The organism is Alteromonas sp. MmMcT2-2 (assembly GCF_022348305.1).
Classification (GTDB): Bacteria; Pseudomonadota; Gammaproteobacteria; order Enterobacterales; family Alteromonadaceae; genus Alteromonas; species Alteromonas macleodii.
Genome location: NZ_JAKRFA010000059.1, coordinates 1 through 17,151, shown reverse-complemented (window position 1 = coordinate 17,151; position 17,151 = coordinate 1). Strand labels below are relative to the sequence as shown.

Annotated in this window: 11 protein-coding genes and 1 pseudogene; 3 read left to right on the top strand and 9 right to left on the bottom strand. The window is 45.9% G+C overall.

Features of this window, described 5'->3' with window-relative positions; all coding sequences use genetic code 11:
• Positions 1-299: 299 nt before the first annotated feature.
• Positions 300-3,503, top strand: coding sequence for a hypothetical protein (locus MHM99_RS19280; RefSeq protein ID WP_239220325.1), 3,204 nt, complete (start codon positions 300-302; stop codon positions 3,501-3,503).
• Between the two features lie 15 nt (positions 3,504-3,518).
• Here MHM99_RS19280 and MHM99_RS19275 read toward each other — a convergent pair whose 3' ends face one another.
• Together MHM99_RS19275 and MHM99_RS19270 are read right to left on the bottom strand one after the other, a co-directional pair.
• A complete protein-coding gene (locus MHM99_RS19275; RefSeq protein WP_187448007.1) occupies positions 3,519-4,682 on the bottom strand; it encodes an XRE family transcriptional regulator in 1,164 nt (387 codons plus the stop codon).
• 1 nt (position 4,683) lies between these two features.
• A complete protein-coding gene (locus tag MHM99_RS19270; protein ID WP_187448006.1) occupies positions 4,684-5,307 on the bottom strand; it encodes a hypothetical protein in 624 nt (207 codons plus the stop codon).
• 721 nt (positions 5,308-6,028) lie between these two features.
• On the opposite strand from MHM99_RS19270, the gene MHM99_RS19265 reads away from it, so the two are divergent.
• On the top strand, positions 6,029-7,528 hold the full coding sequence (locus tag MHM99_RS19265) for an IS91 family transposase (RefSeq protein ID WP_015067461.1): 1,500 nt from the start codon (positions 6,029-6,031) through the stop codon (positions 7,526-7,528).
• A gap of 208 nt (positions 7,529-7,736) precedes the next feature.
• Here the strand turns inward: MHM99_RS19265 and MHM99_RS19260 are convergent, their stop codons facing one another.
• The 6 genes from MHM99_RS19260 to MHM99_RS19235 all read right to left on the bottom strand — a co-directional run bounded on the left by MHM99_RS19260 (position 7,737) and on the right by MHM99_RS19235 (position 14,901).
• Positions 7,737-8,348, bottom strand: a complete 612-nt coding sequence (locus tag MHM99_RS19260; protein ID WP_008305473.1) for an SLC13 family permease — start codon at positions 8,346-8,348, stop codon at positions 7,737-7,739.
• Positions 8,349-8,525: 177 nt separating this feature from the next.
• Entirely contained in the window at positions 8,526-10,181 is a 1,656-nt protein-coding gene (locus MHM99_RS19255) for an electron transfer flavoprotein-ubiquinone oxidoreductase (RefSeq protein WP_008305471.1), read from the bottom strand.
• A 25-nt stretch (positions 10,182-10,206) separates the two neighbouring features.
• On the bottom strand, positions 10,207-11,148 hold the full coding sequence (locus MHM99_RS19250) for an FAD-binding protein (RefSeq protein ID WP_008305470.1): 942 nt from the start codon (positions 11,146-11,148) through the stop codon (positions 10,207-10,209).
• The gene (locus MHM99_RS19245) at positions 11,148-11,897 is read right to left on the bottom strand and encodes an electron transfer flavoprotein subunit beta/FixA family protein (RefSeq protein ID WP_008305469.1); all 750 of its coding nucleotides are present in this window, start codon (positions 11,895-11,897) and stop codon (positions 11,148-11,150) included. The genes MHM99_RS19250 and MHM99_RS19245 overlap by 1 nt, the downstream gene beginning before the upstream one ends.
• A 20-nt stretch (positions 11,898-11,917) precedes the next feature.
• The gene (locus MHM99_RS19240; RefSeq protein ID WP_008305468.1) at positions 11,918-13,699 is read right to left on the bottom strand and encodes an acyl-CoA dehydrogenase; all 1,782 of its coding nucleotides are present in this window, start codon (positions 13,697-13,699) and stop codon (positions 11,918-11,920) included.
• A 188-nt stretch (positions 13,700-13,887) separates the two neighbouring features.
• Positions 13,888-14,901 carry an AraC family transcriptional regulator gene (locus MHM99_RS19235; protein WP_008305465.1) on the bottom strand — a complete coding sequence of 338 codons (1,014 nt, stop codon included), beginning with the start codon at positions 14,899-14,901 and terminating at the stop codon, positions 13,888-13,890.
• Positions 14,902-15,106: 205 nt separating this feature from the next.
• Here MHM99_RS19235 and MHM99_RS19230 point away from each other — a divergent pair, with 205 nt between their 5' ends.
• A complete protein-coding gene (locus MHM99_RS19230) occupies positions 15,107-16,654 on the top strand; it encodes an amidohydrolase (RefSeq protein ID WP_015067460.1) in 1,548 nt (515 codons plus the stop codon).
• Here MHM99_RS19230 and MHM99_RS19225 read toward each other — a convergent pair.
• A pseudogene (locus tag MHM99_RS19225) lies at positions 16,586-17,053 on the bottom strand (pyruvate kinase alpha/beta domain-containing protein); the annotation flags it as partial. The gene MHM99_RS19230 and the pseudogene MHM99_RS19225 sit on opposite strands and share 69 nt — an antisense overlap.
• Positions 17,054-17,151: the final 98 nt, after the last annotated feature.

The following is a 17,151-nucleotide window of genomic DNA, read 5'->3' as shown; positions in this document are numbered from 1 at the left end:
TTTATGTTCTTCTGGATAATGTCTCACTCATGCCTAACTTCCGCACCCTGTCTAATACTATGAAAAACTGAGGCGACAACTATCCTGACACAGGGGGGTCAAAACGGCTATGAAAAACTACAACTAACTCGGATACTGCGAGACATAGAAACTGTAGATAACTCAGTTGTCCGAAAATTTATTAATGAAACATACCATATTGAAAATGAGTTCATCTTCCAGCTAGATCCATCGCTGTTCGATCTAATGCCCGAATATGTTGTGAAGGAATGCGATAAAATTGTTGAGGCATTTGAATAATGAGTTATTACGCAAAATTTGATGGATGGAATGAGCTAAGAGTCGAGGACCTCCTAGTAGCATACCGAAAAGCAAAAGCCGACTGTTTTTTCGAAAACACCTTCCCCACTGCAATTAAGTTTGCAGAATACGAACAAGACCTGCTGACCAACTTAAACTGCCTATTAAGCCGATTAAAGAGTAATTCAGGCTTTAAAAGCGATGAAGAGCTGCTTGGAGATTTCCGATTACTACCTAAGAAGCTATCTACTGATAGAAAGGCAGATTGCAGCGAAAATGGTCATGTGCATTTCTCCAAACCAGAGCGGGCGGTCGAAAGTCTGTTCAAGAATTACGCTATAACGCCTGAATTCAGAATTGTGGGTGACTTTCCGGTAGATACCCATATCATTTCAGCCTTGTGGACCAATATGATTGGCCACCAGTTTGATGCCAAGCTCGACGACAGCTGCTATGGCGCACGGCTAAAGCGAATCAGGAACGATGAACTATTCGTAGAGGACGATGAGAAGCCATTTCACATCAGTTCCATTGGATCATTTGTGCCCTATTTTCAGCCATATCAAAAGTGGCGAAGCGATGGTTTAAAGGCCATTCGTGACGAGCTGGAAAAGGATCGCGACGTAATTGCGGTTTCTCTCGATTTGAAGAGCTACTACCACTTTATTGACCCTATGGCGATTTCTGGTACAGCGTTACTTGAAGCACTTGATCTTGAGCTGACAGATGAAGAGAAGGCCTTTACCGAACAACTCGCAAGTGTTCTATCTGCCTGGGCTGTAGGTGCTGAAAAATTCGGCCAATCCGTTGGGGGCAAGAAAGCCAAGATAAACGGAGGATTAGTGATCGGCCTGACGTGCAGCCGTGTTATTTCCAATGCTTTACTTCACAGGTGGGACAAGCTTGTTCAGGAAAAATTAGCGCCGATTCACTATGGCCGCTATGTAGATGATATGTTTCTGGTATTACGTGATACGGGCACGATCACCAATAGTTTAGATCTGATGAACATGGTTCAGTCTAGAATAGGCGAAAGCTATATTTCACAAAACGCCAAGAACGATAAGGTTTGGGAGATTAATCAGGGGGCGGAATTCCAAGGCAAGACCAGAATATCGCTTCAGTCTGACAAGCAAAAGTTATTTGTATTGCAAGGGCGTGCAGGCCTTGACCTACTGGACAGTATCGAAAAGGAGATATATGAACTTTCCAGCGAGCACCGTTTGATGCCATCGCCAGATCAATTAGAGCACTCCACGGCAGCCAAGGTGCTATCCGCTGCAGGAAGTGTGGGCGAAAATGCAGATACATTGCGTCGGGCCGATGGCCTGACTATTCGTCGGTTAGGATGGTCACTACAGCTGCGCCACGTAGAAACCATGGCTCGGGATCTGCCACCAAATCAATGGAAGGAGCAGCGCGAGGAATTTTATCAGTTTGCTCATAACCATATCTTACGAGCAGACAATCTCTTTGCTCATTTTAACTACTTACCAAGACTACTCGGCTTTGCAATCAGCATGAATGAGTGGGAGCAGGCTGAGCAAATAGCGGTGAAGTCCTATCGAGCGATCGATACCTTAGCTTCAGAAGTTGGCAGAGGTAAAACGGTTCGCATTAACGGATGCGATGCTAAAGTACTAAAAGATCTTTGGGGTTATATCAAAGGTACTTTAACTTGGCTGTTTATTGATGCCGCAACCCGATACTACGATCCTGACAAGCTTTTCCAGGTTGAACGTCGTCCGCTCAAAAGAAAACGTTTAGCGAAGTTGTTTTTACAGAATATTTTAAGCAATACAGCATTTAGGAATTTTCTTAAAATCAGTTTCACTGAAACTGATTTTGAAAAAATGGCGCCACTTGTCGCTCTTGCTGACCTAGCGAAAGAACCGTATAAACAGATACTTAAGAGTAAATCTGCAAAAGAGCTTGTTGGCAGGCGAAAAGGTGGAAAAGAAAACCTGCTTATGAGGAAGCTAGACTCTTCTGGTCTTATTGACGTTTATGCCTTAAAAGAATTTCTCAGTTCTACTACATCTTCTAGGCTTATTCATGTAGAGAAAGGAAGAAGAAAAAACGAAAGTTACTTGCCCTACATCTTTCCTACTCGACCTTTATCTCCATCCGAAATATCCGAATTAGCGCCTGAATGTGTGGGTTTACCTTTCGCATCTGGTAAAGCCGCTCCTAATCGACCAGCTGTTATGTGGGCTAAATACACCCAGGTTTTGCGTGGCGTATGGATAAAACCCACTCTTCTGGCTGTGGAACAAGACGCCAGCGATAAGAAAGCAAAGCGACGCAAAAAGTATCTGAAAATTGGCACTGACAGTAAAGACAAGGTGGTGGTTGCATTAACCAACCTGCGTACCGAAGACAGCGATTGGGCTGCTACCGCATGCAATAAGCCGAATTTAAGCCGCGAGCGTTACCAGAAAATATCCAAATTGGTTAACGATGTATTAAAGCTAAATCCTAAGCCGGATTACGCCCTTTTCCCAGAGCTTTCAATCCCATTGCGCTGGCTGAACAGCATTGCCGCCAGATTGAGTGCGGCGGGTATTAGTTTAATTGCAGGAACTGAGTATCGGCATAGCGAGGGAAACAAGATTCTGAGTGAGGCCGCTTTGGTATTGGCAGATAATCGACTCGGCTATCCAACCTTTGTAAAAATATGGCAACCCAAGCTTGAGCCAGCCGTTGGCGAAGACAAAGAGCTCACGGTGAAATTTGGTAAGGAGTGGGATCTTTCTAAAAAATCACCGAAGCCAATTTATATTCACAACGGCGTTAACTTTGGTGTCATGGTTTGCTCAGAACTGCAAAATAGCAAGGCACGCATTCGTTTCCAAGGTGCAGTTGATGCCCTTATGGTGCTCAGTTGGAACAGGGATCTGGATACTTTCGCCTCCCTGATCGAATCCGCTGCACTAGATGTTCATGCTTATACCATATTGGTAAACAACCGGAAGTATGGCGATAGCCGCGTTCGATCACCAGCCAAAGAAAGCTTCCTTCGGGATATTGCCAGACTGAGGGGAGGGGATAATGACTTCGTGGTTGCCGCGACCTTGGATATTGCGGCTCTTAGAGCATTCCAAAGTCGCGCTAAACGCTGGCCAGAAAATGGTGACAAATTTAAGCCTTTGCCAGAAGGGTTTAAGATATTGGGCGACAGACGAAAGCTACCGCCCAAGTAGTAAGGTTTTTTGAGGCTAAGTCACCAGCTTTAAACTTGGTCGCTTATTTTGAGAGATATTACCGTGTGATTTCCCGCTCAAGACGTTCAACATCAAGCCAAAGGTTAGCTCATCCAGCTCTTCTGGCTGAATCAGCAACTCTCTCGCAACATCAGCTTTGGAAATACCATCTTCTCGCAGACTCGCGAATACCTTCTTAAGCACTTGCGATGTTTCAAAAGGTGAAGGTTCCGGTTCATGAACCCGCCCTAGTTTGGCCAGATCAATGCATAGCGTTCGATAGGTCCAGTCGGTTGTCAGGTTGAGCGAGTGTAACCGGTAGTTAAGTGCGGCAGCAGACACATTCCAGTACTTTTTATGGGAGATAAGGCTTTTTAAAGTCGCCGATCTTGGCGCATTGGCCAAAACACTCCTACGCGGCATCAAAAAGGCCGACGCGAAGGCATTTGCTTCTTTTTCCGCTTCTTGACCTTGGGGAGCACCGTGACGATGCATAACCAGATGGCCAAGTTCATGTGCCGCATCAAAACGGCAACGTTCCGCTGTTTTCTTGGTGTTGAGAAATACAAAAGGAATTTCACCGTACCACATGGAAAAAGCGTCAACTTCTCTGGCATCAACAGATAGTGAGAAGACACGCACACCCTTAGCTTCAAGCAATGCGATCATGCTTTTGATTGGAAGCTCACCTAAATCCCAGTAGCGGCGGAGCATTTCAGCGGCTGCTTCCGGGTCATTGCCTTGGCTCCCGCTTGGGTATTGGTCTCCTTCAGACGATTGCTGGCCTTTATCGTTTTTTGACCTTTCATCCGAGGAGAGCCTGTAATCCTCTGGAAAATCTGGCGCAGGCAAATCAAACTTTTTTTCAATCCATTGGTTCAAAAGTAACGCAACAGATCCTGCAGAAAGCGCGATGTCTCTTTGGGCGGCAGTCATTTTGGTAAGCGCACGAAAGCTCGCCACCTCAACCGGCAGCTCTTCTACGTCATCAGCAAAGAAAAATTCGACCGGAAAACGAAGTGCGTTCGCGATCTTTTCAATAGTCTGGCTTTCAGGCACAGTTTGACCGCTCTCATAAGCAGTAATCGACCGATCTGTTACACCCACTTCTTTTGCCAATGCCCGCTTTGTTAGCCCTCGGCGCTTTCGCGCGAGAGCAAAACGAGTATTGTTAAACATGTTATGCCTTCTTCTTGATAGGTACTTCTATATCTGGCAAATCAGGTGCTTTAATTTCGACTGAATCATCATCTAACGGCATGCTCGGTAAAATAATGCGTTCTTTCCAGCCATTAATTTTGCCACTAGATATGCTGGATGGCAGTGAGAGCTCGCAGCGCACCTCATCAGTACCCAAATGCATCAGCAATACCCACGTTGTAAGGCCTTGAACATCTTCAATTACAGGCAATAGTTCACTGAACATATCCAGCTGATTGTTAGTTTCAACGGCTTCAGCCGTATTCACACCCTTGGGGCACTTATTTGAAGGTGTCGCTCCGATCATGCCGGTTGCTTCATCGCCAGTAGTAACGACAATGGCTAAACCTGCTTTCTGATTCACAGAGAGTTCGTAGTTGCCTTTATCCTCTTTAATCCAACCATGGGATATAAGCTGCTCTCTCAAAACTGCAACGACTTCTGCCCACATAATGATCCCTCGAGCGATTCGAGGGTGATTACTGGTAGTACGAGACCGTGCAAGGTAACCTTGCCATACAGACTCTGTAAGTGCTGTCATCGGAATACCCAGCTGGGATAGCCGATCCAGGGCATTTTCTTCAGTGTGTAGTTGGTCGTTCATTTAGTCGCCTCTAGAATAAAGCATTGCTCTTCCTGTTTTTATACCTCAAATGAGGAAGAAAAACAAGAAGAGTGTAAGCGTAATTATAAATCTGGCAACAGGCGTGCACCGCGAACTGAAATGTCTCGTTTGCCCTCTGATGCAACTAATTCAGTATTGATGATTTATGTTTTAGACGGAAGCTTCCGCCTAGAAATACACAAAGTATGACAGTTTTTTGTTCCATTTATTGAGTGAAAAAAAGTGATGATTGATAAAAGTATGATACTTTTACTATTTGCTAAAAATAACGCAGCAATAGAATCAATGAGTTACATTGGTTAAAGTATGATAGTTTTTTGTAAATCTACAGTATTACGCAATTGGCTAAAGAAGCGGTTGCTGGTGCAAATCAATAAGCACGCTTTAGTCATTAGCTTAAAGAGAAAAAACCTGCTTTATGCAGGTTTTTTTATGTTCATAATTAGTATGTGTTGTTTAACAAAAAAACACATACTGTGCGGCTCAAATGTACGTAAAGCGGTCGTTGAGGCATTGAGGTTCTAATGGCAGCTATGAGCGAATAGCAGACGTTAGAGGAGCCTCCGTTGTAGACTAGCTATCTGATCGTATACCGGTCGTTCAGATAACCACGAACCACTGCCAATTTCTGTCACTCTGGTCAGTTTACTTACCAGCCCAACAAGGTACACTACAGACTTTTACATTAGCAAGGATGCTGATGTTAGCTGCAGAGCAATACACCTATCAACGCCATCGTCCAGAGCAAACATTGCTCTATCAACTTGTTGAGAAACATTACCCTGCCTTCGCCGAGATGATGCAATCTCAGGGAAAGGCATTACCATACCATGTGATCAAAGAGTTTGAAGAGTTTCTTAAGTGTGGTCGACTTGAGCATGGATTTCTGCGCATAGTCTGTGATGACTGCAAACATGAGAAGCTTGTAGCTTTCAGTTGCAAGCGAAGAGGTTTCTGCCCGAGTTGCGGAGCTCGAAGGATGGCTGAGAGTGCGAAACTACTGGTTGATGATGTATTGCAGGGTTACCCTGTTAGGCAATGGGTGTTAAGCTTACCTATTCCCCTAAGGTTATTACTCGCCAGATACCCCAAAGAACTCAGCAACGTCCTGCAAATCGTTCACCGCGCAATTTCCACAGACATCATCCATCGTTCAGGCTACTTGAAGAAGCAGGCTAAGACAGGGGCAGTCACCTACATTCAGCGTTTTGGTAGTGCGCTTAACTTAAATATACATTTCCATATGCTGTTCCTTGAAGGTGTCATCACACAAGAGCATGGAAAAATGACATTTAAGCGAGTCAAAGCGCCGAGTCATTCCAATATGGAGGCGTTGGTAAACACCATCAGCCAGCGCATCGCACAATATCTCGAAAAAGCAGGGCTAATTCAACGCGACATTGACAATACCTATCTGGACTTGCCAATTAACGATGAAGACAGCTTGTTACCACTGCAAGCTGCTTCGGTCAGCTACCGGATCGCAGTTGGTGCAGATACTGGTAAAAAAGTGTTTACTTTGCAAACCATGCAAGCAAAAGATCCTGATCACTTAGGACAACTCGCAAAGATAGCTGGATTTAGCCTACATGCAGGGGTCTTCGCAGATGCAGATCAACCAGAAAAACTAGAAAGATTGTGTCGTTACATCGCAAGACCTGCAATAAGCGAAAAACGCTTAAGCCTCACAACGACAGGTAATGTCAGATACGAACTCAAGACACCCTACAGCAATGGTACGACTCACGTATTCTTCTCGCCGATTGACTTCATTAGTAAGCTAGCTGCCTTGGTACCACCGCCTAGACTGAATCTGACGCGGTTTTATGGCGTGTTTGCGCCAAATGCCAATGTACGAGCAGAAGTAACTGCTTCACAACGCGGCAAGAACAGCCCTCGTTTAGCAGAGCATCTGAAAGATTCAGATAAGCCCTACCAGGCGCGCAGCATGTCATGGGCACAGAGGTTAAAACGTGTATTCAACATTGACATTACCATTTGCGAAGCTTGCACAAAGGCGAATGTCAAAATCATCGCATGCATTACAGAGCCTGCCGTCATCCAAAAGATACTCTGGCATTTGGATAAGCAAGATTCACCAATTACCGCTAATTCTTGCAGAGCGCCGCCACTGATTGAGTCAAAACAAATAACAACTGACGATTACGTTATTCAGAGAGATTTCAACTTTGGCGCTTAAGGGCTCCACCGCCAATATAGCTTGAACACTCATGTGTTGAGGCATCATGTTGCACATATCGAGAGAATTTTTCAGTCCCAATGATCAGCCTATTTTCTTATCTTGACTACACTTACTTCGTAATTGCTTCCTGTTTTTGGACCTAAATCGCATGAAACAAGCCTTAAAGCCAGCTGTCACAGAGGATAGTAAATAGCGTTAATTTGTCTTAAACTCCGTAGCTGACCATGTATAACACCAAACCGGCTAGCACAATTAAGCCAGGTAACGTGAAAGAAAAAAAGCTGAGTGGTTCAAAACCTTGACTCTTTAAACCCGCACTTACCACTAAGTTTGGTGGAGTAGCAATTAAGGTCAACATACCACTAACCAAAGCCGCGTAGGACATGGGAAGGAGCAGTTTACTTGGGCTATTGTTGGAATATTTAGCAATGCGCAGCACAATAGGAATAAAGATAGCAACAACGGCGGTCGAACTCATTACGGCGCTAAGTATGGCGCTCGCTAACATCAGCATAATCAGCATTTTGGTCGTTGAGCTACTACTATTTTGGCTGATCCAATTACCGACAAATCTCGCTACACCGGTTCTGTCTAGCATCTCGCCAACCACGAGTAAGCCGGCAATGAGAATGACAACTGAATTGCCAAAGCCTGCCAATGCTGCGTTAACGGGCAGTATGTTGGTCAGTATTAGGGCCAAAACCACACATATTGCAATCATGTCGTAACGCACACGGTTACTCGCCATGAGTAACGCCGCGGCGGCAATCAGTGCAAACACGAAATTTGCGTGATATTGCTCAGATAACGTGAACATGATGATAGCTCCTTGCGTAAATTCGGAAGATAGAACGAAAGTGAACGTTCAAAACAACCAGATGACGATAAGAGGCTGAAAGAAAACCTTTCGTAAAATGAAAAAGCCAGTTAAAAGAGTGTTCTACAATCGTCAAACACTATTCTAGCTGGCTTTATATTACTTAGATAAATTTTTTTAGGTATTGGGGTACGTTGGACCACCACCACCCTCGGGTGGACGCCATGTAATGTTCTGTGCTGGGTCTTTTATGTCACAGGTTTTACAGTGAATGCAGTTTTGTCCATTAATTTGGAACTGCATTTCACCGTCGCTTTCCACCACCTCATAAACGCCTGCCGGGCAGTAACGTTGCGCGGGTTCATCGAAGCGAGGCAAGTTCTGCTTAATAGGGATAGACGTATCGGTTAATTTCAGATGACACGGCTGATCTTCTTCGTGGTAGGTATTTGAAATATAAACCGAAGAAAGTTTATCGAAGCTAAGTTTACCGTCTGGTTTCGGGTAGTCGATTTTAATGTGCGCACTAGCCGGTTCCATACACGCGTAGTCTTCTTTCGAATCGCGTAGTTTTAACAGTGGCTTACCACCAAAAATCTTCTGCTCCATCCAGTTGTAGCCGCCACCAACGATAGGGCCAAACTTATGCAAGGCAGGACCGAAGTTACGCGAGTTATATAACTCTTGATACGCCCAGCTCTGTTCGAATAGTTGTTGGAAATTGGTTGTACCCTTTTCTTCAGCATCGGTACCGAGCGCTTCAAGGATCGCATCAGCGGCAATCATGCCTGACTTCATCGCAGTGTGAACGCCTTTGATTTTACTAAAATTTAGTGTACCAGCGTCACAGCCAACCAACATACCACCGGGGAAACTCAGCTTGGGTAGTGCATTCAACCCACCTTTGGTAATTGCACGCGCACCATAGGTGATACGTTCGCCACCGCTGAGTGTTTCAGCAATAATCGGATGATGCTTAAGGCGTTGGAACTCATCGAACGGGCTGATATGCGGATTGGCATAATTCAAGTCAATGATTAACCCAACGAATACTTGCTGATTTTCGGCGTGATAGAGGAAGAATCCGCCACCCATGCCTTTACTTAGTGGCCAACCTGAACCATGCACAACCAACCCCGGTTTGTGTTGCGACTCAGGCACTTGCCAGATTTCTTTAAAGCCAATGCCGTAATGTTGAGGATCAGCGTCAGAATCAAGCGCGAACTTCTTGATAATGCCTTTACCAATGTGACCACGGCAGCCTTCACCAAGAATAGTGTACTTAGCAAGGATATCCATACCAGGGGTATAGCCTGGGCCTGGTTCGCCATCTGCGCCTACGCCCATGTCGCCTGTGGCTACTCCACACACTTTACCATTGTCGTCGAAAATCACATCAGCGGCAGTGAAACCAGGGAATATTTCTACCCCAAGCTCTTCTGCTTGCTCTGCGAGCCAGCGACATAAATTCGCCACACTCACAATGTAATTGTTGTCATTGTGCATTGAAGGTGGCACCGCCCAATGAGGTAACTCAGTGGCTCTAGACTCGTCGCGAAGTAAATACACTTCGTCTTTAGCTACAGGCTGACCTAGGGCAAAGCCGTCTTCTTTCCAAGTAGGGAAGAGTTCGTCCAATGCTTTGGTTTCAATGACTGCGCCAGAGAAAATGTGAGCACCTACTTCAGCGCCCTTCTCAAGCACACAGACGTTGACTTCTTTGCCTTGTTCAGCAGCTTGCTTCTTAATCTGACAAGCTGCCGACAGGCCAGAAGGGCCAGCGCCAACAATAACAACATCAAATTCGATGGATTCGCGTTCTGGAGTATCCATGACGTTCCTCTTTATGGCACTTAATTTAAAGTACGCTAGCTAATTTGGCTTCTAATTCCGGTACTAGGTCGTGTAAATCACCGACTAAACCGTAGTCCGCCACTTCGTAAATTGGTGCGTCTGGATCTTTGTTAATCGCTACGATAACTTTAGAGCCTTGCATACCTGCTAAATGCTGAATGGCACCAGAGATACCTACCGCTACATACAAGTCAGGTGCAACAATTTTACCGGTTTGACCAACTTGGTGGTCGTTACCAATAAAGCCTGCGTCAACTGCTGCACGCGATGCACCGAGGGCTGCATTCAAACGGTCTGCTAGTTTTTCGATAAGTGCGAAATTCTCTTCACTACCTACACCGCGGCCACCCGAAACTACAATACTTGCAGAAGCGAGTTCAGGGCGTTCACTTTGGGCAATTTCTTCGCTAACTACACGCGACAAGCCACAGTCAACAGCATTATCTACCGCAGTGATAGCGCCAGTGCCAGCTCCTGTTGGCGCAGCATCAAAAGCAGATGTACGCACAGTGATAACTTTCACAGCATCGCTAGAAGTAACGGTTGCAATGGCATTACCCGCGTAAATGGGGCGCACGAATTCAGCTTCACCATTAACACCGGTAATATCTGAAATTTGACCTACGCCGAGTAGTGCGGCTAGGCGTGGCAGTGCATCTTTCATTACACTCGTCGCCGGTGCAACAATGTGGCTGTAGCCTTCTGCATTAGCTTGTAATGTTGCTGCTAGGTTTTCTGCACCTTGATACGCTAGTGCATCGTGGTCAGCAACCAGTACTGCGCTAACGCCATCGACTTTTGCCGCTTCTTCGGCAACGGCTGCACACCCTTTACCGGCCACAAAAATATCAAAAGAGGCACCAATTTTAAGTGCTGCCGACACGGCTGCTAAGGTAACAGGGCTGAGTGTGGCGTTATTGTGTGATGCAATTACTAAGGTTTTCATTAAATCACCTTCGCTTCATTTTTCAGTTTATCGACTAGCTCGTCTACCGACGCAACTTTGATACCTGCCTGACGTGTAGCAGGAGCAGCAACAGAAAGTTGTTGTTGCGTTGACGTAACTTCAACACCTAAATCTGCGGCAGTTGTCTCTGCGATAGGTTTGCGTTTCGCTTTCATGATATCAGGTAGTTTGGTAAAACGCGGTTCATTCAAACGTAGGTCAGCCGTCACGATAGCGGGAAGCTTCAGAGCTACAGTTTGTAGACCACCGTCGACTTCGCGTGTAACTAGCGCTTCGTCACCTTCAATTTTAACCACTGAGGCAAAAGTTCCTTGTGGGCGACCCATAATACCTGCAAGCATTTGACCCACTTGGTTGTTGTCGCTGTCGATAGCTTGCTTACCCATCATGATCAGGCCCGCGTCTTCTTGCTCGGCTACTTTCGCTAGTAAACGGGCAATAACTAATGGCTCTGGTTGCTCTTCTACATCAATACGAATGGCACGGTCAGCACCCATCGCAAGGGCAGCTAGGATCTGCTCTTTAACGATTTTGGGACCAATACAAACAGCGATAACTTCACTTGCTGTGCCCGCTTCTCTTAGGCGTAGTGCTTCTTCAACCGCTATTTCACAAAACGGGTTGATAGACATTTTGGTGTTGCTCAAATCGACGTCTGAGCCGTCCTGTTTAATACGTACTTTTACGTTGTAATCGATAACCCGTTTTACCGGAACAAGGATTTTCATAGTAAACCTTCTAATTCTAATTAAAATTGATCAACAGCAAATTCATACAGTGCTTGGGGGTTTTGTACCATTACACCAAAATGATGTAGTGCACGTGGCAACAAGCACTGGCTGTAGTACATCGCTGAAATACGCTTCTTAGCAAGGAACTCTTCACCGTACACGTCGTCGTTCGCGTCAGTTAAGGCGATAACGGCGAGTAAGGTACGGCCTTGCATCCAACCACCACACAAATAGCCCATTGCCATTAGCATATCGAAACAAACTGCTTGTGATAACTCTTTTTCGCTCGGTGCGTTAGTCAGTAGCCATTCTTTTGCCGCACGCGCTTTGTCCACGGCTTGGGCGAATGCTGCACCAAAGGCTTGCGCGTCGGCGTTGCTAGAAGCGCTCAATTCAGTGGCGGTAGCCGTCATGTCGTTTAATAGACTTTCCAGTGCTACACCACCGTCCATTAATACTTTACGACCAATAAGGTCGAGCGCCTGAATCGCCGTTGTGCCTTCATAAATAGGTAAGATACGTGCATCGCGGAAATGCTGCGCTGCACCTGTTTCTTCAACATAACCCATACCGCCATGAACTTGTATGTTAAGCGAAGTGAGCTCTTGTGCAAACTCCGTCATCCAACCCTTTACAATAGGTGTAAACAGTTCAAGACGCGCGTATTTTTCTTTACTGTTATTGTCGGCGTGAGCAAAGTCTAGCGCGGCAGACGCTTCTAGCGCTAAAGCGCGCATCGCTTCAACCCCAGAACGCATGGTTAATAGCATACGGCGAACGTCAGGGTACTCGATGATAGGCTTTTTACTACCATCTCTGTTTTTACCTTGAACTCGCTCACGTGCATACTGCACCGCTTGTTGGTAAGCGCGGTCTGAAATACCCAAACCTTGTACACCTACGCCTTGGCGGGCGTGATTCATCATGGTGAACATATACGGCAAGCCTTTGTGCGGTTCGCCAACTAAATAACCAATCGCGCCCTCGTTATCACCAAATGCCATAGTACACGTTGGCGAGCCGTGGATACCGAGCTTGTGTTCAATTGAGATGGGGTATACATCGTTGCGTTCGCCTGGTTCGCCGTTTTCGTCGAGTACGAACTTAGGTACGATGAACAGTGAAATACCTTTTACGCCCGGAGGTGCGTCGGGTAAGCGTGCAAGTACCAAATGCACAATATTGGGGGTCATTTGGTGATCGCCCCAAGTGATGAAAATTTTCTGGCCTTTAATGCGATAGTGATCGCCATCTGGTGTTGCAGTTGTTGATACTGCCGCGAGATCTGAACCAGCGCCTGGCTCGGTCAGGTTCATGGTGCCAGTCCACTCACCAGCGATTAAGCGGGGTAGGTAAAGGGCTTTTAGTTCGTCGCTACCATGAGCAAGTAATGCCTCTACAGAGCCGATGCTCAATAACGGGCAAAGTGCAAACGCCATATTTGATGCTTGCCACATTTCGCTGACTGCAGTGCCTAAAACCTGAGGAAGATTTTGTCCACCAAACTCTTCTGGTGCTGTTAATGTAGACCAACCGTTATCCACAAACTGTTGATAGGCTTCTTTTAATCCAGGAGATTCAGTGACGGCATTATCAGCCCACTGCGCAGGATTTTGGTCGGTGTCCCAGTTCAACGGAGCAAATACTTCTGAGCTCAGTTTACCGGCTTCTTCTAAGACCGCATCTGCTAGGTCAATATTAATATCTTCTAATTGAAGTTTTTCACACAAACCATCGAAACCGATTAACTGGTCAAGTACAAATTTAGCATCAAGTACAGGGGGTTGATATTGACTCATTTCAGAACCTATCCTAGTGATTAACGTTGTTGGATTATCCAAATAGTATAGGCACTAGTCTGCAATTTGCGCTTAATTTGTTCAATTACCAAAAAAGTCTATTGCTTGACATATTCGGACACTCGTTTGCTCACTTCATCAAACTATCTCAATCTGCATTTATATTAGTTTGGGCTGATGTTTTGGTGCTAGATAAGTGTGTTCTCGCGATATAAGGTAGGCGTCTGTCCAGTCCATTGTTTAAAGGCGCGCGTGAAGGCTGCTGGTTCAGAAAAACCTAATTTATTCGTAATGGTGGAAATCGGAATATCGGGTTGGCTGAGGTAATAAATCGCCATATTTTTGCGTAATTTATCTTTGATTTCTTGAAAGCTGGTACCTTCTTCGGTCAATTTCCGACGTAGCGTGCGTTCAGACACATTCACGCTATCAGCAATATCTTGCATGCTAGCTTCGTGCTCGCGGTACTCGGCCAAATAATCCATCACTCGGCGGGTATAAACTGGTGTGAATTCTTGACGTGTAAACCAGTTGAGTGGGGCTTGCTTGAAGTGTTCGCGCAGGTTCTCCGCGCGCTGGGTGACAGGGTTTACTAGTTCTTCTTCACTAAAAACGAAGGCATCGTAGTCATGGCCGTAGGTGATGGGGCAGGGAAACATAAAACGATACTCGGCGGCATGAGCGGGTTCTGCACCACGCATCTTAACTTGTTGCAGAGGAATACTTTTACCAATTAACCAACCCGGAAAACGGTGCCAAAGCAGCAAAAAGAAATCTCGAAACAGTAAGTTACGGTCGATTTCAGGTTGGACTTGACGCATGCGCAATTCAACCTGTCCTTTACTTATATACAATGACAGTGAAATTGACTGGTTAACCAAACTGTAAAAACGGCACAGGTGTTTATAAACCCGATGTAAATTTTGCTCTTGAATCGCCCCATCGGCGAATAAACGGAACACGCCATACTTACTGGGCTGCGTGGTTAAGCCTAAAAATTCATCGTCACTTTGCTCCCATACCGAGCGCATAAGTTGACTAAATTGTTGAGAGGTTATACGACTTTGCGGATTGTCGAGCAGAGGCTGGTTAAGTCGAGCACTTTGTAGAATCGGCTCCAAATTCAAACCGAGTTGGCGCGCTGCGTCTAACACCGCATTGGCAAAGTGCACAGAAACACTGTGACTGTAGTGAAGCGACATACCTAGCTCAATGAGTCATTCGAAATTGATGCTATTTTGCGAGAGCGGTAGCCGATTAGCAAGTACAACTTGGGTGGCTTTAGTGCGGGTGTGACAGCTCCTCTACTTGGAAAAGTAGTGTAATTGGACCAAGAAAATGGCGTAGTATGTGTATTCAAACACCGATACTCAGAAACATGAGTAATAACGACGACGAGAAAATATCATGCAAAAAAGACTGACGAGATTACTTTCTGGATTAGCTACCACGCTCGCTGTTTCAATGTCTGCAAGCTTCGCCGGCTATGCGTCTACAGTAGTGACCAACGTGACTGGGTATACGCTAAACCCGCAGGGTGAAATGGTAACCTTCAACACAATAGTGTTTGATGAAGGTAAAGTAGTGCAACTTAATCCCACCGAAATGCCAGCTGATGCAACAGTGATTGACGGCAACAATAAAGTATTACTGCCGGGGTTGATTGATGCTCACGGGCATTTGCTCGGTTTGGGCGGTAACTTAATGGAAGTCGATTTACGCGAGAGTTCCTCAATGCAACAGGCAGCCCAATGGGTAGCTGACTATGCCATGATGCATGCTGACCAAGAGTGGATAAAAGGCCGCGGATGGAATCAGGAGTTATGGAGTGATCGCTCATTCCCAACAGCCGCTGTACTCGATGCTAAACTGAAAAATAAACCCGTCTGGTTGACGCGAGTCGATGGCCATGCCGCTTGGGTGAATAGTAAAGCGTTACAGATGGCGGGTATCAATGACAGTACGCCTGACCCCGCTGGAGGCCAAATTTTGCGCGATGCTGATGGCAAGGCAACAGGTGTGTTGATTGACCATGCCATGGATTTAGTGTCAGCGATAATGCCAAAAGATTCAGCGTCACTCTATGCAGCACAACTCAACGCTGCAGGCGAGCATTTGCATTCGGTTGGCATAACCGCCATGCACGATGCGGGTATTGGCCATCATGTCTACGACTTTTACTTGGCGCGAGCCGCTCAGGGTGAACTGCCCGTGCGTGTTTATGCCATGCTAAGTGCGACAGATCCGCTGCTACCAGAGATGCTAGATGTTGGCATTATTCGCAGCCAAGACGACTTTTTACATGTGCGCAGCGTAAAAGCTTATGGCGACGGAGCATTGGGTAGCCGAGGTGCTGCGTTAATCAAGCCATATTCAGATGCACCTCATCAGCATGGGTTATTACTAACGCAACCTGAAGATTTTCCCAAAGTAGTACAGCAAGTGTTAGGCGCGGGTTTCCAGTTGAACTTTCATGCCATTGGGGATAAAGCCAATCAGTTAGTACTTGATGAATTTGAGCGTACCTTTGAGCTACTGGGTGGCCAAGCCCTGCGTAACCGAATTGAACACGCGCAAATCATTGCGGTTGAAGATTTGCCTCGCTTTGCCGAGTTGAAAGTATTGCCGTCGATGCAACCTACTCATGCCACCAGCGACATGAATATGGCGGAAGATCGCTTGGGTAAAGCTCGGATGGAAGGTGCCTATGCATGGAAAACATTATTGAACAGTGGTATTCCAATGCCACTAGGTTCAGACTTTCCGGTTGAGTTGGCCAATCCATTCTACGGCTTACATGCCGCAGTTACTCGCCAAGACCGCAATAATCAACCCGTCGCTGGTTGGTATCCCGAACAGGCTATGAGTATTCAACAAGCTTGGCGCTTACTCTACGTCAACAATTTTCAATGTATTGGTTGCACCCACTTTTTCCATTTCATCACCGTAAGTTAAGATGATGCTGTCACCACTTTTGACTAGCCCTTTTTCTTTTAACGATGCAATAACGTCGTATTTCAAACGGCCTGGTTCACTGTTAGATGAGTCGAAGAAAACTGGCTTAACACCACGACAAAGCGCCATCGTATTTAGTGTAGACTCGTGACGTGACATGGCAATTATTGGCAATGAAGTTGTAATGCGAGACATAAGTGTTGGCGTGCTGCCGCTTTCTGTTAAACCGACAATGGCTTTTACGCTTGGTAAGTGGTTAGCGGCATAAACAGCTGATAGGGCAATAGATTCACTTGTTGAAGAGAATTGTTCGTCCATGCGGTGTTTTGAAAGCTTAACACTTGGGTGGGTTTCTGCACCTTCACAAACTCGAGCCATAGCTGCAACGGTCTCAATAGGGGGTTCTAGGGATTTTCCCCTCTAAAAAGACATAATCCTCTGTAGACCACACCAATAAATGGCTGCGGAGGTGGGTTACTACTTATAAGTGTGGCAAA